This is a genomic window from Nocardia rhizosphaerae, assembly GCF_042650365.1.
GTDB lineage: Bacteria > Actinomycetota > Actinomycetes > Mycobacteriales > Mycobacteriaceae > Nocardia > Nocardia rhizosphaerae.
Genome location: NZ_JBHSBA010000015.1, coordinates 850432 through 874903 on the forward strand (window position 1 = coordinate 850432; position 24472 = coordinate 874903).

The 24472-nt window shown below is 68.7% G+C and carries 24 protein-coding genes; 11 read left to right on the plus strand and 13 right to left on the minus strand.

Features of this window, described 5'->3' with window-relative positions; translation table 11 throughout:
- Positions 1–13: 13 nt before the first annotated feature.
- Both ACFOW8_RS26140 and ACFOW8_RS26145 read left to right on the plus strand, forming a co-directional pair.
- Positions 14–1510, plus strand: coding sequence for a CoA-acylating methylmalonate-semialdehyde dehydrogenase (locus tag ACFOW8_RS26140; protein ID WP_378554170.1), 1497 nt, complete (start codon positions 14–16; stop codon positions 1508–1510).
- Between the two features lie 22 nt (positions 1511–1532).
- Positions 1533–2981 carry an NCS1 family nucleobase:cation symporter-1 gene (locus tag ACFOW8_RS26145; protein WP_378554171.1) on the plus strand — a complete coding sequence of 483 codons (1449 nt, stop codon included), beginning with the start codon at positions 1533–1535 and terminating at the stop codon, positions 2979–2981.
- Positions 2982–3038: 57 nt separating this feature from the next.
- Here the strand turns inward: ACFOW8_RS26145 and mmsB are convergent, their stop codons facing one another.
- From mmsB to ACFOW8_RS26175, 6 genes are all read right to left on the minus strand, one after another.
- Complete coding sequence (mmsB, locus tag ACFOW8_RS26150; RefSeq protein WP_378554172.1) at positions 3039–3932, minus strand: 3-hydroxyisobutyrate dehydrogenase; 894 nt, start codon at positions 3930–3932, stop codon at positions 3039–3041.
- Entirely contained in the window at positions 3929–4996 is a 1068-nt protein-coding gene (locus ACFOW8_RS26155) for an enoyl-CoA hydratase/isomerase family protein (RefSeq protein WP_378554173.1), read from the minus strand. Before ACFOW8_RS26155 ends, mmsB begins: the two co-directional genes overlap by 4 nt.
- A complete protein-coding gene (locus ACFOW8_RS26160) occupies positions 4993–6132 on the minus strand; it encodes an acyl-CoA dehydrogenase family protein (RefSeq protein ID WP_378554174.1) in 1140 nt (379 codons plus the stop codon). The genes ACFOW8_RS26155 and ACFOW8_RS26160 overlap by 4 nt, the downstream gene beginning before the upstream one ends.
- A 6-nt stretch (positions 6133–6138) precedes the next feature.
- Complete coding sequence (locus ACFOW8_RS26165) at positions 6139–7638, minus strand: CoA-acylating methylmalonate-semialdehyde dehydrogenase (protein WP_378554175.1); 1500 nt, start codon at positions 7636–7638, stop codon at positions 6139–6141.
- A gap of 156 nt (positions 7639–7794) precedes the next feature.
- Positions 7795–7953: a hypothetical protein gene (locus tag ACFOW8_RS26170; RefSeq protein ID WP_378554177.1), complete on the minus strand. Its 159-nt coding sequence runs from the start codon at positions 7951–7953 to the stop codon at positions 7795–7797.
- A gap of 39 nt (positions 7954–7992) precedes the next feature.
- Complete coding sequence (locus ACFOW8_RS26175; protein WP_378554178.1) at positions 7993–8412, minus strand: Hsp20/alpha crystallin family protein; 420 nt, start codon at positions 8410–8412, stop codon at positions 7993–7995.
- A 144-nt stretch (positions 8413–8556) separates the two neighbouring features.
- On the opposite strand from ACFOW8_RS26175, the gene ACFOW8_RS26180 reads away from it, so the two are divergent.
- Positions 8557–8874 carry a MerR family transcriptional regulator gene (locus ACFOW8_RS26180; RefSeq protein ID WP_378554179.1) on the plus strand — a complete coding sequence of 106 codons (318 nt, stop codon included), beginning with the start codon at positions 8557–8559 and terminating at the stop codon, positions 8872–8874.
- Between the two features lie 6 nt (positions 8875–8880).
- Here the strand turns inward: ACFOW8_RS26180 and ACFOW8_RS26185 are convergent, their stop codons facing one another.
- Positions 8881–9456, minus strand: a complete 576-nt coding sequence (locus ACFOW8_RS26185; RefSeq protein ID WP_378554180.1) for a dihydrofolate reductase family protein — start codon at positions 9454–9456, stop codon at positions 8881–8883.
- A gap of 134 nt (positions 9457–9590) precedes the next feature.
- On the opposite strand from ACFOW8_RS26185, the gene ACFOW8_RS26190 reads away from it, so the two are divergent.
- Together ACFOW8_RS26190 and ilvD are read left to right on the plus strand one after the other, a co-directional pair.
- The gene (locus tag ACFOW8_RS26190; RefSeq protein WP_378554182.1) at positions 9591–10523 is read left to right on the plus strand and encodes an SMP-30/gluconolactonase/LRE family protein; all 933 of its coding nucleotides are present in this window, start codon (positions 9591–9593) and stop codon (positions 10521–10523) included.
- A gap of 74 nt (positions 10524–10597) precedes the next feature.
- Positions 10598–12289 carry a dihydroxy-acid dehydratase gene (gene ilvD, locus ACFOW8_RS26195; RefSeq protein ID WP_378554184.1) on the plus strand — a complete coding sequence of 564 codons (1692 nt, stop codon included), beginning with the start codon at positions 10598–10600 and terminating at the stop codon, positions 12287–12289.
- 515 nt (positions 12290–12804) lie between these two features.
- On the opposite strand, the gene ACFOW8_RS26200 is transcribed toward ilvD, so the two are convergent.
- Positions 12805–13083: a hypothetical protein gene (locus ACFOW8_RS26200; RefSeq protein WP_378554185.1), complete on the minus strand. Its 279-nt coding sequence runs from the start codon at positions 13081–13083 to the stop codon at positions 12805–12807.
- Positions 13084–13100: 17 nt separating this feature from the next.
- On the opposite strand from ACFOW8_RS26200, the gene ACFOW8_RS26205 reads away from it, so the two are divergent.
- From ACFOW8_RS26205 to ACFOW8_RS26215, 3 genes are all read left to right on the plus strand, one after another.
- The gene (locus ACFOW8_RS26205) at positions 13101–13907 is read left to right on the plus strand and encodes a hypothetical protein (protein WP_378554186.1); all 807 of its coding nucleotides are present in this window, start codon (positions 13101–13103) and stop codon (positions 13905–13907) included.
- 71 nt (positions 13908–13978) lie between these two features.
- Entirely contained in the window at positions 13979–14794 is an 816-nt protein-coding gene (locus ACFOW8_RS26210) for a hypothetical protein (RefSeq protein WP_378554187.1), read from the plus strand.
- 675 nt (positions 14795–15469) lie between these two features.
- Entirely contained in the window at positions 15470–16324 is an 855-nt protein-coding gene (locus ACFOW8_RS26215; protein WP_378554188.1) for a hypothetical protein, read from the plus strand.
- A 169-nt stretch (positions 16325–16493) separates the two neighbouring features.
- Here ACFOW8_RS26215 and ACFOW8_RS26220 read toward each other — a convergent pair whose 3' ends face one another.
- The 3 genes from ACFOW8_RS26220 to ACFOW8_RS26230 all read right to left on the minus strand — a co-directional run bounded on the left by ACFOW8_RS26220 (position 16494) and on the right by ACFOW8_RS26230 (position 19744).
- Positions 16494–17078: an Rv1733c family protein gene (locus ACFOW8_RS26220; protein ID WP_378554189.1), complete on the minus strand. Its 585-nt coding sequence runs from the start codon at positions 17076–17078 to the stop codon at positions 16494–16496.
- A 144-nt stretch (positions 17079–17222) separates the two neighbouring features.
- Positions 17223–18791: an ABC transporter permease gene (locus ACFOW8_RS26225; protein ID WP_378554190.1), complete on the minus strand. Its 1569-nt coding sequence runs from the start codon at positions 18789–18791 to the stop codon at positions 17223–17225.
- 38 nt (positions 18792–18829) lie between these two features.
- Complete coding sequence (locus ACFOW8_RS26230; RefSeq protein ID WP_378554191.1) at positions 18830–19744, minus strand: ABC transporter ATP-binding protein; 915 nt, start codon at positions 19742–19744, stop codon at positions 18830–18832.
- A gap of 129 nt (positions 19745–19873) precedes the next feature.
- Here ACFOW8_RS26230 and ACFOW8_RS26235 point away from each other — a divergent pair, with 129 nt between their 5' ends.
- A complete protein-coding gene (locus tag ACFOW8_RS26235) occupies positions 19874–20431 on the plus strand; it encodes a flavodoxin domain-containing protein (RefSeq protein WP_378554193.1) in 558 nt (185 codons plus the stop codon).
- A gap of 276 nt (positions 20432–20707) precedes the next feature.
- Here ACFOW8_RS26235 and ACFOW8_RS26240 read toward each other — a convergent pair whose 3' ends face one another.
- Entirely contained in the window at positions 20708–21703 is a 996-nt protein-coding gene (locus tag ACFOW8_RS26240) for an Acg family FMN-binding oxidoreductase (protein ID WP_378554194.1), read from the minus strand.
- Positions 21700–22680 (minus strand): Acg family FMN-binding oxidoreductase, encoded by a 981-nt coding sequence (locus ACFOW8_RS26245; protein ID WP_378554195.1) that lies wholly within the window; start codon positions 22678–22680, stop codon positions 21700–21702. The genes ACFOW8_RS26240 and ACFOW8_RS26245 overlap by 4 nt, the downstream gene beginning before the upstream one ends.
- 303 nt (positions 22681–22983) lie before the next feature.
- Here ACFOW8_RS26245 and ACFOW8_RS26250 point away from each other — a divergent pair, with 303 nt between their 5' ends.
- Both ACFOW8_RS26250 and ACFOW8_RS26255 read left to right on the plus strand, forming a co-directional pair.
- Positions 22984–23469, plus strand: a complete 486-nt coding sequence (locus tag ACFOW8_RS26250; RefSeq protein WP_378554196.1) for a universal stress protein — start codon at positions 22984–22986, stop codon at positions 23467–23469.
- Positions 23466–24452, plus strand: a complete 987-nt coding sequence (locus ACFOW8_RS26255) for an Acg family FMN-binding oxidoreductase (protein WP_378554197.1) — start codon at positions 23466–23468, stop codon at positions 24450–24452. The genes ACFOW8_RS26250 and ACFOW8_RS26255 overlap by 4 nt, the downstream gene beginning before the upstream one ends.
- The last annotated feature ends 20 nt before the right edge of the window (positions 24453–24472 follow it).

Sequence of the window (24472 nt, forward strand, 5' to 3'; positions counted from 1 at the left end):
CAAAGGAGCTCACATGACCACCCCCGTTCTCGATCACTGGGTCGACGGCAAAGCCTGGCCCGGCGAATCCACCCGCACCGCACCGGTGTTCGATCCGGCGCTCGGCACACCCCAGCGCGAGGTCAGGTTGGCGAGCACCGCCGATGTCGGCGCCGCCGTCGCCGCCGCGGCCGCCGCGCTGCCGCAGTGGCGCGACAGTTCGATAGCGACCAGGTCGCGGTTCCTGCTGACCTTCCGCGAGCTGCTCAACGCCCGCCGCGACGAACTGGCCCAGATCCTCACCGCCGAGCACGGCAAGGTGCTCAGCGATGCGGCAGGCGAGATCGCCCGCGGCCTCGAGGTCGTCGAGTTCGCGCTCGCCATGCCGCAGCTGGCCAAGGGCGACTACAGCCAGAACGTGTCCACCGGCGTCGATGTGTACACCGTGCGCGAACCGGTCGGCGTGGTCGGCATCATCAGCCCGTTCAACTTCCCGGCCATGGTGCCACTGTGGTTCTTCCCGCTGGCCATCGCCGCGGGCAACACCGTGGTGCTCAAGCCGAGCGAGAAGGACCCGTCGGCGGCCAACTGGCTGGCCGAGCTCGCCGTCGAGGCGGGGCTGCCGCCGGGCGTGCTCAACGTGGTGCACGGCGACAAGGAAGCCGTGGACGCGCTGCTCACCCACCCCGACGTGGCCGCGATCTCCTTCGTCGGCTCCACCCCCATCGCGCGCTACGTCTACGCCACCGCCGCCGCCGCCGGCAAACGGGTGCAGGCACTCGGCGGTGCGAAGAACCACATGCTGGTGCTGCCCGACGCCGACCTCGACCTCGCCGCCGACGCCGCCGTCAACGCCGGGTTCGGGTCGGCGGGCGAACGCTGCATGGCCGTCAGCGTGCTGCTCGCGGTCGACTCGATCGCCGACGAACTGGTCGCCAAGATCGCCGAGCGGATGGCCGGTCTGCGCACCGGCGACGGCCGCCGCGGCTGCGACATGGGGCCGCTGATCACCCGCGAACACCGCGACAAGGTGGCGGGCTACCTCGACGTCGCCACCGCCGACGGCGCCGAGATCGTGGTCGACGGCCGCACCGCGACCTTCGACGGTGCGGCGGAGGGCTTCTGGCTCGGGCCCACCCTGATCGACAAGGTGTCCACCGCATCGGCGGTCTACCGCGACGAGATCTTCGGCCCGGTGCTCTCGGTGGTCCGGGTGGCCGGTTTCGAACCCGGCGTCGACCTGATCAACGCTTCGCCCTACGGCAACGGCGTCGCGATCTTCACCAACGACGGTGGCGCCGCGCGCGAGTTCCAGCGGCAGGTGAGCGTCGGCATGATCGGTATCAACGTGCCGATCCCGGTCCCGGTGGCCTATCACAGCTTCGGCGGGCACAAGGCGTCGATGTTCGGCGACGCGAAGGCCTACGGCGCCAACGGCTTCGCCTTCTTCACCCAGGAGAAGGCGATCACCTCGCGGTGGCTCGACCCCAGCCACGGCGGGATCAACCTCGGGTTCCCCCAGAACAGTTAGCACCAAGAGAGAGTTCGGTTCGATGACAGAGACACAGGTCGTGGCGCCCGGCGGCGCCGACCACCATTCGCAGCTGGTCAACGACGACTTGGCACCCACTACCAAGGACACGGCGACCTGGCGCACCTGGGACCTGTTCTGTCTGTGGATGACCTCGGCGCACAGCATCGCCAGCTACGGCTTCGCCGTCGGCATGCTGGCACTGGGCATGACCGGCTGGCAGACCATGCTCGCCCTGTTCGCCGGGGTGCTGCTGCTGTGGCTCGGCAGCAATCTCGTCGGTGTCGCGGGCCAGAAGGTGGGGGTTCCGTTCCCCGTCTTCGCCCGCGCCACCTTCGGGGTGTTCGGCGCCAATGTTCCCGCGCTGCTGCGGGCCCTGGTGGCCATCTTCTGGTACGGCATCCAGACCTATCTGGCCTCCACCGCGCTGATCGTGCTGCTGCTGCGCGTCTCGCCGGGGCTCGAATCGCTCACCACCTCGACGTTCCTCGGGCTGTCCACGCTCGGCTGGATCGCGTTCGGGGTGCTGTGGGCGGTGCAGCTGGCGATCATCAGCTACGGCATGGAGATCGTGCGCAAGGCCTCGGATTTCGCGGGGCCGGTGGTGTGGATCGGCATGATCGCGCTGGCGATCTGGATTCTCGGCAAGGCCGACTGGAGCATCGACTTCAATGCCCGTGCCGGAGAGGCGCTCTCGAGCGGGCAGACCGTTGCGGCGTTCGTCGGGGTGGCGTTCCTGATGGTGGCGTTCATGGCCGGCCCGCTGGTGAACTACGCGGACTTCGCCCGGTTCTCCCCGGACGAGAAGGCGATCCGGCGCGGCAACGCCTGGGGTATCCCGTTCAACGAGACCGCGTTCGTGGTGATCTCGATCATCATCTCGCTGGCCACGCTGAAGGTCTACGGTGAGGTGCTGTCGGATCCGGTCGAGCTGGTCGCCCATATCGACAGCGACGCCATCGTGATCGTCTCGGCCGTGCTGTTCGCCATCGCGACCGTCGGGATCAATGTGGTACTCAACTTCGTCTCCCCCGCCTACGACATCTCCAACGCCGCGCCGAAGTACATCTCCTTCCGCACCGGCGGGATCATCACCGCGGTCCTGTCGGTGGTGGTGCTGCCCTGGAAGCTGTGGGCCAACCAGGACTTCATCGTGTACTTCCTCGGTGGTGTCGGTGCGCTGATGGGCCCGGTCTTCGGCATTCTCGTCGTCGACTACTACCTGGTCCGCAAACAGCGCACCGAGGTCGCGCAGCTGTACTCCGGCAATCCCGCCGGGTCGTACTTCTACACGCGCGGGTTCAACCCGAAGGCTCTCATCGCCCTGATCGTCGCGGGCACCGTCAGTGTTCTCGTCGCGCTCGTGCCCGAGACCGCCTCGGTCACCGCGCTGTCGTGGCCAGTCGGTGCCCTGCTCGGGGCAGGCATCATGTACGCGCTCAGCATGAAGCCGGTGCGGGCGGCCGCCTGACCCGCAATGTCGTGTGCCCGGTGACCTCGGTCACCGGGCACACGCGGGTGGCGTCGCTCAGGACGGGCCGGTCGAGTTGTCGCGGATCTCGGTGATGATGGCCGAGAAGTCGCGGTCGGCGGCGGATTCGGCGAACCGGGCGTAGACGGCCGCCGCGAGCGTGCCGAGCTCGCCGTGGACGCCGTTGGCTTGCAAGGCGTTCGCCGCCAGGGTGAGGTCCTTCGACATCAGGGCGGTGGCGAAGCCGGGCCGGTAGTCGTTGTTGGCCGGGCTGGCAGGCACCGGGCCCGGCACCGGGCAGTAGCTGGTCAGCGCCCAGCTCTGGCCGGAGGCGGTGGAGACCACGTCGAAGAACGACTGGTGGCTCAGACCGAGGCTCTCGCCGAGCACCATGGCCTCGGACAGACCGATCATGGAGATCCCGAGCAGCATGTTGTTGCAGATCTTCGCGGCCTGGCCGACGCCGGCGGCGCCGCAGTGCACCACCTTGCCGCCCATCACGTCGAGGACCTCGCGGGCCTGCGCGAAGTCCTCGGCCGCGCCGCCGACCATGAACGTGAGGGTGCCCGCGGTCGCGCCCGCGACACCACCGGAGACGGGGGCGTCCAGCGGCCGGTGCCCGGCCGAGACCGCCCGTGCCGCCGCTTCTTTCGCGTCGGCCACATCGATGGTGGAGCAGTCGATGAACAGCGTGCCCGGTGCGGCGGCGGCTAGCAGTTCGGCGTACACGTCGAGGACGAGTTTGCCGTTGGGCAGCATGGTGATCACCACGTCCCGGTCCGCCGCCGCCTCGGCCGCGGTAGCCACCACGGTGGCCCCGTCGGCGCGCGCCTGCTCCTGCGCGGCGGGCACCGGGTCGTAGGCGAGCACTTCGAAGCCCGCCCGCACCAGATTGGCCGCCATGGGCGCGCCCATGTGGCCGAGTCCGAGGAATCCGATCTTCGTGCTCATCGCTGCGCCTCCTGTGCCGCGCCGAGTTCGTTGTCGCCGAGTTCGGCGAAGTAGGCCGCCACCTGGTCCGCGGTGACCTCGCCCAGCGAGGCGGGCTGCCACCGCGGGTTGCGGTCCTTGTCGATCACCTGGGCACGAATGCCTTCCACCAGGTCGTGCGAGCGCAGCGCGGCGATCGAAACCCGGTACTCCTGGTCGAGGACCGCCTCCAGGGTCGGCAGCTCGCGGGCCGCGCGCAGGGCACGCAGGGTGACCTGCACCGAGACCGGTGACTTCGCGAGCAGGTCCTCGGCGGCCTTCGTCGCCTCGGGGGCGTCGGCCGCCCGCAGCCGGGCCACGATCTCCTCGACGGTGTCCGTGGCGTAGCAGGCATCGATCCAGCCCTGGTTGGCGAGCAGTTCCGACGGCGGCGCCGGTTCGGCGAACTTCGCGATCGCCGCGTCGACGCCGTTGTGGCGCAGCGCGTTCAGCAGTTCCGGCAGCGCGGACGACGGCACATACGTGTCGGCGAATCCGGCCGCGATGGCATCGCCCGCGCTCATCCGCGCGGTGGTCAGCGCGACGTGGGTGCCGAGCTCGCCGGGCGCCCGCGACAGCAGATAGGTGCCGCCGACATCGGGCACGAAACCGATCCCGACCTCGGGCATCCCGATCTTGGACCGCTCGGTGACGATGCGGTGGCTGCCGTGCCCGGACAGCCCGACACCGCCGCCCATCACGATGCCGTCCATGATCACCACATACGGCTTCGAGTAGCTGCCGATCAGCGCGTTGAGCAGGTACTCGTCCCGCCAGAACACCCCGGTCGGCGAATCGGCGCCCGCCGCACCGCCTTTCGCGTCGGCGTGGATCGCGACGATGTCGCCGCCCGCGCACAGCCCGCGCTCCCCCGCACCGGTGACCACGACCGCGCGCACCGCGTCGTCGCTCGCCCAGGCGCGCAGCGCGTCGGTGATCGCCAGTGCCATCGGGTGATTGAGCGCATTGATGGCCCGCGGCCGATTGAGGGTGATGAGGCCGAGTCCGTCTTCGACGGCGATCAGCACTTCGGGTTCGTCGGTCATGCCGCTCCTGTCACCGCGCGGGCAACGACCACCCGCATGATCTCGTTGGTCCCTTCGAGGATCTGGTGCACGCGCAGGTCGCGCACGATCTTCTCCAGGCCGTATTCGTGCAGGTAACCGTAGCCACCGTGCAATTGCAATGCCTTGTTGGCCACGTCGAATCCGGCGTCGGTGGCGAACCGCTTGGCCATCGCGCACAGTTCCACCTTGTCCGGCGCGCCGGCGTCGAGCGCGGCGGCCGCCCGCCACAGCAGGGTGCGCGCCGCTTCCAGCTGGGTGCGCATGTCGGCGAGTTCGAACTGCAACGCCTGGTTGTGCACCAGCGGCTTGCCGAACGCCTGACGTTCGGACAGATATGGGACGCACTTGTCCATGGCCGCCCTGGCACCGCCGACCGAGCAGGCGGCGATATTGAGCCTGCCGCCGTTGAGCCCGTTCATCGCGATCGCGAAACCGTCGCCCTCGGCGCCGAGCCGGTTGGCGACCGGAACCCGAGCGTCGGCCAGGATCACCTGGCGGGTCGGCTGGGCATTCCAGCCCATCTTGCGCTCGTTGGGCCCCACCGTCAGGCCGGGGGTATCGGCCGGGACGATGAGCGCGGAGATGCCACGTGGACCGTCACCGCCGGTGCGCACCATCATCACGTACACGTCGTTGGCGCCCGCGCCGGAGATGAACTGTTTGGCGCCGGTGAGGACGTAGTCTTCCCCGTCGCGGACCGCCCTGGTGGTCAGGGCGGCCGCGTCGGAGCCGACGCCGGGTTCGGTGAGCGCGTAGCTGCCGAGCAGCTCCATCGACGCGAGCTGGGGCACCCAGCGGTGCCGCTGCTCGTCGGTGCCGAAGGCATCGATCATCCAGGTGGCCATGTTGTGGATGGAAATGTAGGCCGCGACCGCGGGACAGCCCGAGGCCAGTTCCTCGAAGATGCGCACCGCGTCGAGCCTGCGCAGACCCGAGCCGCCGACGTCCTCGCGCACGTACACACCGCCGAGTCCGACCGGGCCCGCCTTGCGCAGGACATCGACCGGGAAGTGTTTGCGCTCATCCCATTCCAGGGCGTTGGGCGCGAGGAATTCGCCGGCGAACTGGCGCGCGGTCTCGGTGATGGCGCGTTCGTCGTCGTCGAGTGTGAACATCGCCGGTCAGTCCATGGTGGGGATGACGAAGGCGTTGGACTCCTTCGCGCCCGCAGGCCAGCGCTGGGTCACCGTCTTGGTCTTGGTGTAGAAGCGGATCGAGTCCGGGCCGTGCTGGTTCAGATCGCCGAAGCCCGAGCGCTTCCAGCCACCGAAGGTGTAGTACGCGATCGGGACCGGGATCGGCACATTGATCCCGACCATGCCCACCTGCACGCGGGCGGCGAAATCGCGGGCGGTGTCACCGTCGCGGGTGAAGATCGCGACACCGTTGCCGTACTCGTGCTCGTCGGCCAGGCGCAGCGCCTCTTCGTAGTCACCGGCGCGCACCACCGAGACGACGGGGCCGAAGATTTCCTCTTGGTAGATGCGCATATCGGCTGTGACCTTGTCGAACAGGCTCGCCCCGACGAAATAGCCTTCCTCGGCGCCCTCCACCGTGAGGCCGCGACCGTCCACGACCAGCTCGGCGCCCTCGTCCACACCGATCTGCACATACTTGTTGACCCGGTCCACGCCATCGGCACCGACCAGCGGACCGAAATCGGCACCCGGATCGTCGGAGCGCCCGACATTGAGCTTGTGCACCCGCTCGGTCAGCTTCGCGACCAACCGGTCCGCGGTCTCCTCGCCCACCGGTACCGCGACCGAGATCGCCATACAGCGCTCACCGGCGGAACCGTAACCGGCACCGATGAGCTGGTCGGCGACATCGTCGAGGTCGGCATCGGGCATCACGATGGCGTGGTTCTTGGCGCCACCGAAGCACTGCGCGCGCTTGCCGTTGGCGGTGGCGGTCTCGTAGATGTACTGCGCGATCGGGGTCGACCCGACGAAGCCGACCGCCTTGATCCGCTCGTCCCGCAGGATCGTGTCCACGGCTTCCTTGTCGCCGTTGACCACATTGAACACCCCCGGCGGCAGCCCAGCCTCCAAGAACAGCTCCGCCAGGCGCAGCGGCACCGACGGGTCACGCTCGGACGGCTTGAGCACGAACGCATTACCACACGCCAACGCCGGACCCGCCTTCCACAGCGGAATCATCGCCGGGAAGTTGAACGGCGTGATACCCGCGACCACACCCAGCGGCTGCCGCATCGAGTACACATCGATCCCCGTGCCCGCGCTCTCGGTGTACTCGCCCTTGAGCAGATGCGGGATCCCGACCGCGAACTCGATCACCTCGAGACCACGCTGGATATCACCCTTGGCATCGGCGATGGTCTTGCCGTGCTCGGACGACAGCAACGCGGCCAGACTGTCCATCTCGTCGTTGACCAGGGTCAGGAACTTCATCAGCACCCTGGCCCGCTTCTGCGGGTTGAACGCCGCCCACACCGGCTGCGCCTGTGCCGCATTCGCGATCGCGGCCTCGACCTCGGACGTGCTCGCCAACGGCACCCGCGCCTGCACCTGGCCGGTGTTCGGATCGAACACCTCACCGAACCTGCCCGAGGTGCCATGGACCTGCTGTCCACCGATCAAATGCGTGAGTTCGCGAGCCATACCGGTCCTTGTCGTCGATCGTGCCACCGCACACGCTGATGCACGGTTTTCCGATAGTTGGATGCCCTAGTAATTGCACTCTCGCGGACAGCGCCCGTTTTGTCAACGACGGACGGCGCCCCACCCGCGCGGCCGGGGTGGGGCGCCGTCTACTGGTCAGGCCGCGGCCGGCGGCACGGACGCGGCGGTGCGATACTGCGGCACGCCGTCCATGACCTCGGTCCACCAACGGTCCAGCGGACTCGGATCGGGCCAGCGCACGGCGGACTCCGCGGACACGGTGGACTCCCGGCGTTCAGCGGGAAACGGACTCATCGGCATCCTTCCTGCTCGGCGGAAATCAGGAGACAGCCCTCAGGCGTCGATGACCTGAGGCTCGCGTTCGCGGGCGATCTCGATCTTGCGTGGCTTGGCCTTCTCGGCAACCGGGATGGTGAGCCGCAGTACCCCGTCGCGATAGTCCGCGCGAATGCTGTCGGTATCGAGACCTTCGCCGAGGAACAACTGCCGGGAGAACACCCCGCGTGCGCGTTCGGCCGCGATCATCGGGCGGTCGGCATCGAGTTCGGGACGCGCGGCGCGCACCGTCACCACATTGCGTTCCACATCGAGGTCGAGCGAATCCGGGTCCATCCCCGGCAGATCGAACTCGACGATGAACCGCTCACCGTCACGCCACGCGTCCATCGGCATCACCGCGGGCCGGGCCGCCGTGCCGAACATCTGCTGGGTCACCCGCTCGAGATCGCGCAGGCCATCGGTGCGCATCAGCATGGTCGCCACCTCCAACACACTCCATTCTCGATAGAATCGTCATCAGATAACCTGTGTCATCTGACATAGATTTTATTTAGCACTCAAGGCAGGAGAGTGCAAGGAAGTCGGAGAGGTATTCTTCGACAGATGCGAGGAGGACCGATGGACCGAGGAGGCAGTGGGCAGTTCCCCGCCGCGGGCCGGGCCGTATACGCCATCTCGGTCGCGGCGGACCTGGCCGGGATCGGCGTGCAGACGCTGCGCCTGTACGAACAGCACGGGCTCATCGCGCCGGAGCGCAGCGCGGGCGGAACCCGCCGCTACAGCGGCGACGACCTGACCAGGCTCGGGCGCATCACCACCCTCACCGGTCAGGGCATCAACCTGGCCGCCGTCGCGCGCATTCTCGAACTCGAGGACGCGATCGCGGTGCTCACCGCCGAGCGCGATCAGCTCCGCGCCCAGGCACGGCGCCGCTGACCCGGCTCAGTGTTCGACGGCGTAGACCAGCTTGGTGACGCCGTTGTCATAGCTTGCCGAATCCAGCAAGCGCAGTTGCTGTTTCGGACGATCGGTGTGCGGGAACAGCCCCTTGCCCGCACCGAGCAGGACCGGGAACACGAGCAGGTTGTAGCGGTCGATCAGATCGGCGTCGGCCAGCCCGCGGGCCAGTTCGGCGCTGCCGTGGATATAGATCGCGCCGCCCTCGGTCTGCTTCAGCTTCTCGACATCGGTCACCGAGCGCAGCAGGGCGAGCTCGCCCCAGCCGTCGATCAGCGCATCGTCGGTGAGCGTGGACGAGACCACGAACTTGGGCAGGTCCTTGTACGCGGCGTGGTCCTCGGAGTCGCGCCAGATCGGCGCGAACGCTTCATAGCTGCGCCTGCCGAACATCAGTGCCGAGGTGTCGGCCAGTTCTTCCCCCTTGAGCGAGAACGCTTCCGGAACGAACTCGGTCTGCATCACCCAGCCACCGCTGCGATGCCCTTCGACGATGCCCCCTGGCGAGTCGACCACCCCGTCCAGGGACATGAAGCCCGTGTAGACCAGCTCTCGTGTCATCCATACCTCCTGCGCGTCGGTGAACGTCGTATCCCGTCCCAAGCCTAGGAGGAATCCGGCATGCGGGTGGCCTGTCGGCGCTAGCCTGAGCACGGGCCATCGACGCGCCGATCACTCGACCTCAGGAATACCCGATGACCAGCTCCCGATCCACCCGGCGGGCGATCGCCGCGCTCACCGCCGCCGCCACCGCCACGATGCTGCCAGCGGTGCAGCCGGCCTCCGCGGCATCGCCCTCATGTGCGCACTGGACCGCGCACACGGTCTCCGCAGGCCACGGAATTCTCGAGAATCTGGCGTTCGACGGGCGCGGGAACCTGCTGCTGTCCGAACAATCCGCCACCGGCGGCGCCGGCGCCATCGTGCGCTTGGGCGCGGACGGGTCGGCCGGCGTGGCGGTACCAGCGGTCGACACTCCGGGCGGGATCGTCGTCGACGGTGGCACCGCGTACTTCACCACCGGCAACTCCGTCGCCTCCGCACTCGCGAACCGGGCCGACGGCACGATCCGCGCACTCGATCTCGACACCGGCGCCCTCACCACCGTCGCCACCGGATTGACGATGCCCAACGGCCTCGCCCGGCTCCCCGACGGCGACTTCGTCGTGAGCCGCGACATCGGGGCAGCCACCATGACCAGGGTCGCCGCCGACGGCACCGCCGTGCCCTACGCGCCGTCGCTGTCGTCGACCAACGGCCTCGCCTTCGACCGGCAGCGGCAGCGACTCGTCGTCTCGACCACCTTCGATCCGGCCACACTGATCACCGCTGTCGACTACGCCGACCCAGCGCGCCCGATGCCGAGGACCGTCGTCCCCGGTTTCGGCCCGCTGAACTCCGCCGACGACCTGACCGTCGACGCCGACGGCACCGTGTACGTGGCGCTCAACGCGGCGGGCCGGATACAGCGCGTCGACCTGGACACCGGACAGACCTGCGCGATCGCCGACGGCCTCCCGCTGTCCTCGTCGGTACGGTTCGGCGCAGGTCCGGGCTGGGATCCGACGGCGCTGTACGTCACGAGCTTCCTCGGCACCGTGACCCGGCTGACACCCCCGACGGGCTGACCGACCGGCGGCTGTGTCGACGTCGTTGCGTGCGGCTCGGCACAATCCGCGCCGACGGCTCGTAGGCTGACGGAATGACACACGACGGCGATCGGACGGTGGACATCAAACCGCGCTCCCGGGATGTCACCGACGGGCTGGAGAAGACCGCGGCCCGCGGCATGCTGCGGGCCGTCGGCATGGGCGACGAGGACTGGGCCAAACCGCAGATCGGGGTGGCGTCGAGCTGGAACGAGATCACCCCGTGCAATCTCTCGCTGGACCGGCTGGCCAAGGCCGTGAAGGAGGGGGTGCACGCCGGTGGTGGCTATCCGCTCGAATTCGGCACGATCTCGGTCTCGGACGGGATCTCGATGGGGCACGAGGGGATGCACTTCTCCCTGGTGAGCCGCGAGATCATCGCCGACTCGGTGGAGACGGTGATGATGGCCGAACGGCTGGACGGCTCGGTGCTGCTCGCCGGATGCGACAAGAGCCTGCCCGGCATGCTCATGGCGGCCGCCCGGCTGGATCTGGCCAGCGTGTTCCTCTACGCGGGCTCGATTCTGCCCGGCAATGTCGACGGCAGGGATGTGACGATCATCGACGCCTTCGAAGCGGTCGGCGCGTGCATCAAAGGGCTCATCAGCCGGGAGGAAGTCGACCGGATCGAGCGCGCGATCTGTCCCGGCGAGGGCGCGTGCGGCGGCATGTACACGGCCAACACCATGGCCTCGGCGGCCGAGGCGCTCGGGATGAGCCTGCCCGGATCGGCCGCACCGCCCGCCCCGGACCGCCGCCGCGACGACTACGCGCGCCGCTCCGGCGAAGCGGTGGTCGAGTTGTTGCGCCGGGGCATCACCGCCCGCGACATCATGACAATGCCCGCGTTCGAGAATGCCATCACCGTGGTCATGGCGCTCGGCGGGTCGACCAACGCGGTACTGCATCTGCTGGCCATCGCGCGCGAGGCCGGTGTCGATCTCACCCTCGCCGATTTCAACCGGATCGGCGACAAGGTGCCGCATCTCGGTGATCTCAAGCCGTTCGGCCGCTACGTCATGAACGATGTGGACCGGGTCGGCGGCATCCCGGTCGTGATGAAGGCGCTGCTCGACGCGGGCCTCATGCACGGCGAGGTCATGACCGTCACCGGCCGGACCATGGCCGAGAACCTGGCCGATCTCGACCTCGGCCTCGACGGAGAGGTCATCCGGCGGCTCGACCGCCCGATCCACGCCTCCGGCGGACTCACCATCCTGCACGGTTCGCTGGCCCCCGAGGGCGCCGTGGTGAAGAGCGCGGGCTTCGACTCCGACGTCTTCCGCGGCACCGCCAGGGTGTTCGACGGCGAACGCGCCGCGATGGACGCGCTCGAGGACGGCACGATCGTGGCCGGTGACGTGGTGGTCATCCGATACGAGGGACCCAAGGGTGGGCCGGGCATGCGCGAGATGCTCGCCATCACCGGCGCGATCAAGGGCGCCGGCCTCGGCAAGGATGTCCTGCTGCTCACCGACGGCCGATTCTCCGGCGGCACAACGGGTTTGTGCGTAGGCCACGTGGCGCCCGAGGCCACCGACGGCGGGCCCATCGCCTTCGTCGCCGACGGTGACCCGATCGTCCTCGACGTCGCCGACCGCCGCCTCGACGTCGACATCGACGCCGCCGAACTCGCCGCGCGCAAGACCGGCTGGACACCGCCGCCACCGAAATACACCTCGGGTGTGCTGGCGAAGTACCGCAAGCTGGTCAGCTCCGCCGCGCACGGCGCCGTCACCGGATGAACGCTCCCCACCGAGCTGCCACCATGTTGATCCCAGCTTCGTCGGCAACCGTGCCTACCGCCCGATAGATCCAGCGCCACCACGTCCTCGTCGCATTCGCCAACCTGTCCGGGCGCCAACACGACTTCATCGCCCGCGATGGACTCGGCCATGCAAGCCCCGTTCAGTCGGGTGTCGGCCTGGGGCAGGATTCGAGGGAACCGAACGGGCCGGTGGCGCGTCCAACGTAGGTAGCGGCGGGTTTCGCCGGAAGTTGTCAGGCAGGGGTGTTGTGGCAAGGTTGCGGTGGTGCGGTTGATGGGGCCGCACGGTCCGGGTCGAGAGAAAGGCTGCACGGCAGCGGCAGGGAGCTATCGCTTCTCGAAACTCTGCCACGTCCGGAAAGATCCATCGACTGGAACCCCTGAGATGGTGCAATTCTGCCATTCGACAAGGAGCACGATGAGTACTGGAAACCGTTGGTCCGCCGACGAGCTCGATAGGCGCGCAACATCGATAAGCGATACTGCGCAGCGCTACATGCAGTTGAATAGTGCGATGTCGGCAGTCTCCGCCCAGGCCACCCGAAGAGGAGGCGGCATTTCGGTGACTGTGGACAGCAATGGGATACCGACCGCGATCACTTTGAGCTCGGTCATTCGCGGGATAGATCCCGGCGAGGTCGCCAGCGAGATCATGCGCTGCCTGCACCAGGCACAGGCTGAGATGCGAGATCGCGCGCCAATACCTACGACCAAGTCGATGGCGAGTTCGCCCACAATCTTCGCGAGCAAGAGGCTCAGGCCACCGATCACTCCGGAAAGGTTGCCGAGTGAGCGACCAACTGGCACCGAACGAGGCTTTGCTGAGTCCGGTAACCGATGCTGTAGCCGATCGATCCGGCTTGTACACAACGAATTCCGACCACTATTCCGGCATCACGTTTTATGAAGCGGTAACGCAACTCAATCAAGGACTGGGCGAAGGCGACCTTCTGAATATCACGTCCGGTGCTGCCGCAGCCTCGCTCGACCTACTCGCAGCTGGGAGCGATCCCATCGGATACGTTGCGGGGCAATTGTTCTCCTGGATGCTAGAGCATGTCGCACCGATGCGCGAGGTTCTCGACGGCATGACCGGTTCACCGATGCTCATCGCCGGGTTCTCCGAGTTCTGGACGAATGTCGGCACCGAGACCGCGACCGTCCGGGGCGAGCTGAGCACACGAGTCTCCTCGGGAACACAGAATTGGGCCGGCCTCGCCGCCGAAGCCTACCGGGCGCAGGCTACTCGACTCGACGATCTCCTCGGATCTATGAGCGAAGCCGCTCAAGGAATTTCAACCTTGGCGGAGCAGGTCGGACATCTGATCGCCGGGATCCGGACAGCAGTGCGAGACATCCTCTCCGGGCTAGCGGGCACGCTGGTATCCGTCGTGCTCGAATTGTCATTGACAGCAGGTGCAGCAACGCCTGTCGTCATCGGGCAGGTATTGACGAAGATATCATGGTGCATGAGCAAGGTTGCACGACTGGTCGATGATATGGACGCAATCGTAGAATTCTCAGTTACCTGGCTTATCGCCATGCGCGATATACTTGATGGAATATTCAAGTCGGCAGCTGTCGAGCAACGGTGAAGCGAGTGCCATTAGGGGCTTTCCTGGTAAAGACTACGACCGGGTACCGGGCAAGGATTCCGGCGGATCCGGTGCGCGCTTCCCGGGCTCGACAGGATTGGCTGGGGGTCGGCCTCGGCCTGACAATCGGGATTGTCCTGGTTCCGTTGACAGTCGTTGGAGTCTGGGCATTGCAGTTCAGGTCCACACTCCTCGCCGAGGAGCCGGAGTGGCTGATTCCCGTCGCGATGACTGCACTGGCCATTCCGCCGGTATCCGCAGTGTGCTGGGTGCGGACCCACGGAATCAAGAATCCCCGCGTATGGATCGCGCTCGCGATACTCACGGGACTAGCGCAGTTCTTCACGAGCGTCGCAATCCAGTCGAACATCGACAATAATCAGCAACGCGTCGACCAGTTCGACCAGGCAGGACTGGTCGCCTCCTTCGTGTTGCCGATTATCGGGGTTACCGCCGTGGGCATCGCGAGCTGGCTCGTCTCGATGCAGCCCGACCTCGCTGACACCGACGTCGACATCAACCTCACCACCCGAATCGGCATGGTCGGCAGCCACGCACGTGGCACATCGGTCTGGCTTCGGCTGCATGCCATCGAATGGCGTTCTACAGCACGGAAACTCGGGCACGGACCGATCAGTTCCCCTCCCCCTACGATCACCCAGCTACCCTTTTCCGACATCATCGCGGTCTGGCCGATTTCGGTGCCGACCTCCGCCGCCTCGGTCTGGCACAGCTCACCCGACGGAGCAACGCGGTTTGTGGCTGGTTCCGGCCCTGCGGTCGTCCTACGCACCCGCTCGATGCGCGATGTGGTGATCCCGGTCCGCGACGCAGCCTGCGCAGCCGAACAGATCCAACTGCGCATGCGGCGGAGCGCATTCCGATGACCGCTCACCGCCAGTGACGTCGTCCGGCACGGATGGCTCCACTCGGCTACGCGAAAATGACGCCCTACCGCAGCAAGACTCGGCCGACTCGCGTGCCTGCTGAACGAGCGAACGCGCTGCGACCACTTCGTGACCGAGTTTCGTCGGCCGCCAGATCGCTCCGGTCGCCGTGTCCTTCGACCACACCAACCGCATCGCCCGCAGCTCGTCGAGGTACACGCCGGTGTAGTACCGGCCGTGGCCGAGCTCGCGTGCCAGATCGGTAGTCGTGGTGCCGGCCTCGTGGATATCGGTGATCGCCAGTGACTCGAGAATCCACGTCTGCACCCTGGTCAACACGATGTCCGCTGCCGCCATGACGCCATCGCCCCCGTGCCGGGACGGGCACGGCACGCTCGTCCAGCACCATCCGCTTCAGCTTTTGGAACTTCGCCCCCCGGAGAATGGCTGATCTGGCATTTACCGGTCAGCGTTGGACCGCCTAGAGTAAGAAGTACCAAGTTGATACGGTCGGCGTCAGAGATGGTGGTCATCTGACGTCGACCGCTGATTCCAACCTTGCCGCTCGACCGCAAGTCCCGGAAGTCCACGGCAGTACACGCGGAATGCGTTCAGGTACACGGCCGGTACACGCTGGCACAAACCCCTACGTTGCGGACCAGGAGTCGACTATGAATGTCTGGACGGGAGCAGATGCGGCGGACCTGCGAGGCAGTGAACTTGTCACTCGACCGCTTCTCCGTGCGCGCCGGCATTCACATCAACACGATCAAGAAGTGGTGCAACCGCAAGGAAACGATCACGCTGCGCCCAGAACATGCGGCGAGAATGAACCGGATCCTCGCGGCTGCAACTCGAGCGCAGCGAATCCTGTTCCACAAACTGCAGACACAGCGAGCCGTGGCGCCCTGCGCCCTCGAAGTCGACGACGACCCTGCCATCTGGAAGTCATCGTGCGAGAACGTCGCTGACGATCTCGCACGGAAGGACCTTCTGGTGGATCGCCGCGAAGTCGCGACAACCCTGCTCGGGGTCGTCGCCGGCACGTACCTCCTCGAACCCCTGGAACGGTGGCTGCGCGAACAGCGCGACACCGCCGCAACCGCACCGGTCATCACCGGCACCGGCACACAGGAACTCGACGAGCTCGAACGCGCCGCACGCCTTTTCCGGGAATGGGACGACAAGTTCGGTGGCGGCCTGCGCCGCAAAGCCGTCGTCGGCCAGTTCTCCGAGGTATACGACATGGTCTCGACGGCCACCAACCGACGCACTCGAACTCGTCCGCCTCGCGCGAGACCTGGTCGGCAGGTCGATCACCCCGACGACGCGCGCACTGCTGTGCACGAGGGAAGCGTGGGCGTACGCGAAGCTCGGTCGCCCGGCCGCGTTCCAGCGCGCCGCCGACAACGCTCGCGCCGCGTTCACCAACTCGTGCCCGGCCGACGACCCGTACTGGCTGCACTACTTCGACGCCGCCGAACTCTGCGGGACTCTCGGCGGGCGCCAGCTCGAACTCGCCCGCACTGAAGCCGATTTTGCGAACGAGGCCGCCGAGTCCATCATGTCTGCGATCGCGCTGCGCAGACCCGAGCGCTGGCGTTCAAGCGCCCTGGACCGGCTCGGTATCGCGGAGCGCGGCTAGCGCATCAGCCGACCGAGGTGCAGCGCGGGTCGGGGGCTGCTGGGGTGAGGGGGCTCAGCACGCGCGCTGCATCGCCAGCCATTCGCGGTCGATGGCTCTGCCGCGCAGGCGTGCGGTGGCGGCCACCGTCGCCGTGATCAGGCACCAGCCGGCGAAGGCGGTGCAGGCCATGACCATGGCGGCCACCGCGACACCGGTCACGACTGCCGCACCGGGCTCGCGCGGCTCGTCGACCGGGGTGCCTGCCTGGTCGAGCCACACCTCGACGACGTCACCCCGGCTGATCGTGCGGGAGACCTCGACGGTGGTACGTACCGGACCCGCCGGGCCCGCGAACAGCACCGGCGCCCGCCGGACGTGCGCGTCGTCGAACTGTGGCGCCTCGATGACCTCGGCGGCAACGGTCGTGGTCAGCGCGCGCTCGGTTCGGATGCGGGCGGCGTCGTCGGAATAGGCGGAGGTGCCGAGCGCCGCGGCCAGCGGCACGATCGCCACCCCGAGAACCAGGACGAACAGCCGCACCGCCGCGACCGTGCGATCCGGCCAGCTCATCAGGGAGTTCGTGCTCCACGGGCGGCAGCGCCACCAGCGCGCCGCGTGGACCGACCACGCGTCGGTGCGGAACGTCGTCGTCGACATCGCGAACACCTCTTCCGTTCTCTGTCTGCCCTTTCGAGCATCGTCGAAAGCCGTTGTCCCGCAGCAGGGGCGAAAGTCCCGCGCGACCGGGCCGATCTGCTCGATCTTGTCGGGACCCGACGGCCTTCGGCGCGGCGAGCGCGCTCACCCGGCGATATCGCGGTGCCGCACACCCAGCAGCCCGGCACCGGCGAGCAGCCCGGACGCGACGACCAGCGCGGCGAGCATCAGCGGTTCGGGCGCGGTCTGCGGAACCAGGGCGGTGTGCCGCAGTGGGGATGCCGCGGCGAGCCAGGCTGGCAGGTCGAACGCGTCGGCGAACATCGTCACCACCGCCACATAGCCGAAGTACAGCCAGGCCGCGGGCGCCGCAAGATTCGGCAGCAGGCCGAAGAACGCGGTCGCCACGGCCACGACCACCCACACTGCGGGCAGATACGCCACCGCGGAAACAACCATGCGGGGTACCTGCCCGGGGTCGTGGGCGGTGAGAGCGTAGGCGATACCTTCGCCGAGACCGCCCGCGATCAGGACAAGGGCGGTTCCCAGCATCGCCACCACCAGGTAGGCGCCGAGCCAGCGGGCTCGGCTCACCGGACGCGTCAGCACCAGCGCTGCCCGGCCCGACAGTTCCTCGGCGCGGGCGCGCTGCACGACGGTCACCCCGAAGGCGGCTGTGGGCAGGGCCAGTATCGACAGGGTGAGCGCGAGATAGGAATTCACCGCTTCGCTGGTGTCGCCGCCGAGATAGGCAGCGATCTCAGGGTAGTCGCGCAGGAACTGCTCGATGCTGTCGGCGAAGGACCCGTAGGCGACACCGACCGCGAGTACGCCAGTGGCCCAAGCCGCGATGCTCGCGCGTTGCAGGCGCCAGGTCAGACCGAGCGGCGTGGTGAGCAGCCGGGACGCGCCGGTGCGCCCGGTGCGGGGTCGCAGCAACCCCGCGCCGAAATCCCGCCGCTCCGCGAGCAGGAACGCCGTGACGGTCAGGGCGCACGTCACGACCGCGAAGATCACCACCGGCCACCAGCGGTCCGTGACATAGGGGTAGGTGCGCTGGCCCCAGCCGATCGGGGAGGTCCACGACAGCGCCTGCGGACCGACATCGCCCACCGCCCGCGCCACATAGGCGGCGGCAACGAGCAGCGTGACCGCGCCATAGACCGCGCGCGGGTTCTCGAACACCTGGGCCGCGACGGCCGTCGCCGCCGCGAAGGTGATGCCGACACCCCCGATCGCGACTCCCAGCAGCACCGATCCCGGACCGGGTAGCCCGCTCAGCGCGGCCGCCGCGGCGACCACCACCGCCGCGGCGGCATCGATCACGAGGGCAGCGCCGAGGGCCGCCAGCAGCGGAGCGCGACGGCCCACCCGGGCCGCCCTGACCAGTTCGGCACGTCCGCTCTGTTCGTCGGCCCTGGTATTGCGGCCGATCACGAACATGTTCATCAGCGCGACGGTGATCGCCAGATAGGCGAAGATCTCGAAGACGACCTCACCGCCGATGGTGTCGAGCAGCCGGGTGGGACCCCCCATCGCGACAGCGGCGGCATTGCCGCCCATGGTGACCCGTAACTGCGCGAGTTTCGCCGGCGTGTCGTAGAAGTTCTGGCTGCTGACCGCCTGCAAGGCCATCAGCGCGCCCATGCCGGCCAGCCACCACGGCGCGATCCAGCGTTCCCTGCGCAGCGTGAAGCGCATCAGGGTACCCACGCCTGCGGTGTGGGCTGTCGGTAGTCCGAGCGCGGTGGTCATGGTGTGACGACTGCCGGTGCGTCGGTGTAGTGCCGCAGGAAGATGTCCTCCAACGTCGGTCTGGCGCTGGTCAGGTCGACCACCCCCAGCGCGGCCAGTGCGCGCAGCACCTCGTCGTAGCTGCCGCCGTCGACTTCGAACCGAGCCAGCTTGCCCTCGACGGTGAGATGGCGCACGCCGGGCAGATCGGCCAATCCGGTTGCGGGGCGTTCGGTTTCGACGGTGACCAGGGTGGCGCGCAAGCGACGCAGGTCGGTCAGCGAGCCGGTGTCGATCCGGTGGCCCGCCCGGATGATGCTGACCCGATCGCACAGCGCCTCCACCTCGGCGAGCTGGTGACTCGACAGCAGCACCGTGCGGCCCTCGCCGACGAGTTCGCGGACGCAGGTGCGGAACTCCGCCTCCTTGAGCGGATCGAGACCGACCGTCGGCTCGTCGAACAGGAACAGCTCCGCGTCGGAGGCCAGCGCGGCGATCAGGGCCACCTTCTGCCGGTTGCCCTTGGAGTAGGCGCGGGCCTTGACGGCCGGGTCGAGCTCGAAGCGGGCCAGCAGGTCGGCGCGGCGGCGCGGGTTGATCCCGCCGCCGAGCGCACCGAGCAGGTCGATCGTCTCACCACCGGTGATCCCCGGCCACAACGCGACCTCGCCCGGCACATACGCCAGCCGCGCGTGCACCGCGACAGCATCGGACCAGGGATCGGCGCCGAGCACCCGCACCGTGCCCGCGTCCGCGCGGAGCAGACCGAGCAGGATACGGATGGTCGTGGTCTTGCCCGCACCGTTCGGGCCGAGGAACCCGTGGACCTCACCGGTGCGCACGGTGAGGTCGAACTCGCGCAGCGCCGTGGTGCGGCCGAAGCGTTTGTTCACTCCGGTGACGGCGATCGCGGGCGTGGAATCACTGCACATCACTCGATCGTCGGCCGCGGCCCGCACCTGGTGCAGGGCAGAAAGTCCTTGCCCGTGGCGCGTTGGTCCCCCTTGATCCGGGTACCTCGGCACTGCTGGGGGCCACCCGCCTCGAGCGACGCTGACTGCATGACTTCGACTTCTTCACCTCGCATCGCCGTGCTGTACGCCACCGAGCAGGGTTCCACTCGCGACATCGCCGAGTTCATCGCCGACGATCTGCGCGCCCGTGGTGCCGACGCCACATTGCACGACATCGCCCACGCGCCCGACCTCACCGCGGTCGACGTCGTGGTCCTCGGCAGCGCGGTGCACGACATGGATCTGCTGCCCGCCGCCACCGCTTACCTCCGCAACAATCTGCCCGCCCTGGTCGACAAGGAATGCTGGGTGTTCAGTGTCGGGCTCGGGCCGGCGCTGCGCGGACCGATCGGACACCTGCTCGGCCGCCGGACCCCGCGCCGGATCGCCACCCTGCTCGACCGGCTGCGGCCACGCGGCTACCGCGCCTTCGCGGGACGGTACGAGCGGGCAGGCGTCTCATTGCGGGCGCGGACGCTGTATCGGGTGCTCGGTGGCGCCCGGTACGGCGAGCTCACCGACTGGCAGGCGGTGCGGGACTGGTCGGGCCGGATCGCCGATACCCATGCCCTGCCGCACGCGCCCGCCGAGATCATCCATCCTTGAGCGAGATGCACCGATGGCGTCCGCGCCCGCTCCGTATCCCATCGTCACCGTCACGCGCAATCCGACTGTCGACCTCGCCCTCGAGGTCGATCGGCTCCGGCCGGAAGGCAAGTCGCGGGCGCGGGTGAGTTCGGTGCGCGGTGGCGGCGTCGATGTGGCGCGGTGCGTCCACCGGCTCGGGCGGTACCGCGCCGGCCGTGCACACGGCAGGCCGGCGCCCGGCTGACCGACTTCGCGACGCGGCGACGGGCATTCCGGCTCGGCACCGCGGCGCTCTTACTCCGCGGCGACCTGAGGCCCTGCCGTGAGCTCGAGCATGCTGTCGACCGGCCTGCGTGGTGTGCGCGGCGGTGCGGGCGTGCGCGCGCCGCCGATCCGCACCAGGACCTGCGGAAACCGCTGACCCACGAGTTCGGACACCAGCAGCCGGGCCGACGGCAGTTCGACGACATGGGTCACCGTGCCCGTCGACAGGCCCGCCTGGGTGCAGTCGAGCAGCACCGCCGACAGTGCGCGACCGCAGTCGAGCAGATCCACGGCGGAGTCGCCGGTGGTCGACAGCACCGCCACCGCGGCGGCGTCGTCGGCTCCCCCGGCGGCAGGGTCGGCGTCGAGTGTCCCCACCGGGAACTCCCGGTTCAGCGGCACCTCGGCACATCCGGGCAGCGCCGTGCTCGGCACGCCCGCGGCACCGTGCTCCGGTCCCGCTGTCCACCAGCGGAGTTCGTCCTGATACCGCGGGTCGTAGCGGCGCACCCTGGTGGTGAGGGCGGAGATCCGCCGCAATTCGGTCACCTGGTCGGCGTCGAGGAAGGTCGCGGTGGTGCCGAACCGGTGGGCGAGGAAGGTCAGTACCTGGCTGGTGGTCAGCCATTCCGGTGGGGCGTCCATCGGCATCCGGTCGGTGTAGCGGCGGCCGATCGCGGCGGCCAGGCACCGCTGGGCCGCGGTGGGCGGCCGCGGTTCGACGGGTTCGACGGCGGCGACATGCGCGCGCACGGTCGGCTCGGGAAACAGGGACGTGCGGGTGTGCCAGCCCGCCGCGGCCCAGGCCACCTCGGCGTGCTGCAGCACCACGCCACACCCGAGGACACCCTCCCGGTTGAACATGTCGGTGGCGGGCAGCAGCCGCTCGGCGTCGACATGGAGATCGGCGGTGGTGCCGTCCCAGCGCCACCGCCACGGTTGGCTGTTGTGCAGCGAGGGGGCACGCGCGGCGCTCTCTACGACCGCCCGGACGGTGCCGACGTCGGGAACCTGCCGTCCGGTCATGGGAACACCTCGTCGGCGGTGAGCAGCAGGTCCTCGACCGGTCGCCGGGGAGTGAGCGGTGGCACCGCGGCGCTGGTCGGCGCCCAGCCGATCCGCAGCAACGCCTGGGGGTTCACGGTGTCGCCGAGCAGCTCGTCGCGGATCTGCGCACGCTGCTCGGTGAGCTCGAGCGGCTCGGTGAGCAGGCACGTGGCCATCCCGATCCCGGTCGCCGTCAGCAGCATGCTGCTGATCGCCTCTCCCGCGCGCAGTCGCGAGCGGCGATCGTCGGCCGAGGTGCCGATCACGAGCAGCTCGGCGTGATCGGGGAGCCGCGACGGATCCGGGAGCTGCGCCCCAGCGAACGCCCGCGGCGGCAGCTCGTCGGTGGGCCGGGCCGCAGGCACGTTCCTGGCGGGGACACCGTCGGCGCTGCCGTGCCTGCCCGACCAGACCGCGAGTTCATAACGGTAGGCGTCGTCGGCGGTGTGGCTGCGGCCCGCGGCGACAACCGCGGCGCGCACCCGTTCCCGGTCCTCGACCGGGCGCACCACCGCGCCGAACACGGCGGCCCGCTCGGCGAGCAGCGAAAGATATCCCGGCGGTACCGGCCAGGAGGTGTAGCGGCGCCGGTCCGTGCGTCGCGTCGTGATGGCGGCGCTCATCTCGACTTCGTGCGCGGTGGGCCGGTGCCGGACCGGCGTGAGGGATGCCAGATGCTCCGGCGCGGCGGGGTCGGGAAGACGGTGGATCACCGAGGCCCACCCCATTGCGGTGAGCGCGACCGCCAGGTGGTGCAGGGCGGCACCGCAGCTGAGTACCACGTCACGTTGATCGGGATCGGTGGCGGGCAGCGTCCGCGCCGGATCCAGATAGAGGTGGATGCTGTGGTCGGTGACCCGCCAGCGCCACGGCTGCACATTGTGCACCGACGGCGCGCGGCCCGCGAGCGTCAGCGCGGCCATCACGGTCTTGTCGTCAGGCAGTCCACGGTTCATGGTGTCGGTCCTCGGTCGAAGGGGTCTGTCCGCTACGTTCGCAGCCGCCGCGCGCGACGGTTAGGGCACGACGACCCAGGCCGGAGGGACTTCGGGCAGCGATCAGCCGGGTTCCAAGGGCACTACCCCGCGTCGCCGAGGCCCGGCACGATCGATGAGCGCGAAGTGCTCTCCCCCGCCCGGACGACGTCCGAGGGCGTGTGCCGTGGTGATGCGGTTGGCGAATCCGCCCGCGGCGGCGCCGCGCACGGCGAACGGATTCGCGGCGTGTGCTCGGTACATCCCGGCCCGATCCACACGCCGATGACCGCGGACATGGACCCGGCGATCGCCGCCGCGTTCGCCGAGGCCGCCGAGCGCGGCGCCGAGTTGGTCGCGGTGCACGCCTGGAGCGATCTGTCCGAAGGCGGTTTCGCCGGCTCCAGCTATCTCGAGCTGCCCATCCCCGATTTCGGCACCGGGGAGGAAGCGCTGCTGGCCGAACGGCTGGCTGGATGGTCCGAGCGGTATCCGGTCGTGGTCCGGCGGGAGATCGAACTCTACGGTCCGCGCGAACGGCTGGCCGCGTGGTCGCGATCCGCGAGCCTGCTCGTGGTCGGCGGCCGGGGTCGTGGCGGGTTCCGCGGTCTGCTCCTCGGCTCGACCAGCAATCGGCTGGTACAGCGCGCGGAATGCCCGGTGCTGGTCGCGCACCCGGGTGACCTCGCCCGGCAGGGTATTTGGTCCCGTCCGAACGGGCGCAACGGCCGTCTCGGTGACGAGGTGACACGGATCAGAATCGAGAGATGAGCGATGAACCAGCCCCCGTGGTCCCCGACCGTCCGACCATCCGCGCCGCCATCGGGATCGGGTGCCGCGCACCGTCGATCCACAACACCCAGCCGTGGCGCTGGCGGTTCGACGGCACCCGATTGCACCTGTACCGCGACACCGACCGTCAGCTCGCCGCCGCCGACCCGCACGCTCGCCAGGCGGTCATCAGCTGCGGCGCCGTCCTGCACCACGTGCGCACGGCGTTCGCCGCACATCGCTGGCGTGCCGACGTGGTGCGGCTGCCCGAGCTCGGTACCCCGGATCTGCTGGCCACCTTCGAGTTCACGCCGTGGCCGGACCCACCCGTCGCGGTGTACCGCCGTGCCGAGGCCATCGAATACCGCTACACCGACCGGCTGCCGATGGCCGAGCCGAGCGGCTGGGCCTCGACCAGGCTGGTCCTCGACGAGCTCGTCAGCGCCCACGAATTGACCCTCGACGTGCTGGACGAAGCCGCACGGGTCCGGCTCTCCGTGGCCTCCGAGCAGTCCGGTGCGCTACGACGCTACGACATGGAGTACCAGAACGAAATCCGCTGGTGGGCAGGCCATCCGGACATGCCGGAGGGGGTACCCCCCTCGGCACTGGTGTCCGAATCCGAGCTCGCCAGAGTCGGCGTGGCCAGGGACTTCCCCGCTGCGCCGGGCGGGCCACGCCGTGGCGAGCTGCGCGACCACGCCCGGCTCGCCGTGCTCACCGCGACCGCCGACACCCCGCTGACCTGGCTGCACACCGGGGAGGCGCTCTCGGCGACCCTGCTGGAATGCACCGCCTCCGGCCTGTCGACCTGCGCGCTGACCCACATCACCGAGATCACCGCGGGCAGGCGGCTGCTCGGGAGTCTGCTCGGCCACCCCGGGGTGCCCCAGGTGGTGCTGCGCATCGGCGTCTCCCCCGACGGCTACCGGCCTGCTCCGACACCGCGCAGGCCGCTGGTCGACGTCCTCACCTTCGCCTGACCCCGGTACCCGCAGTGGGG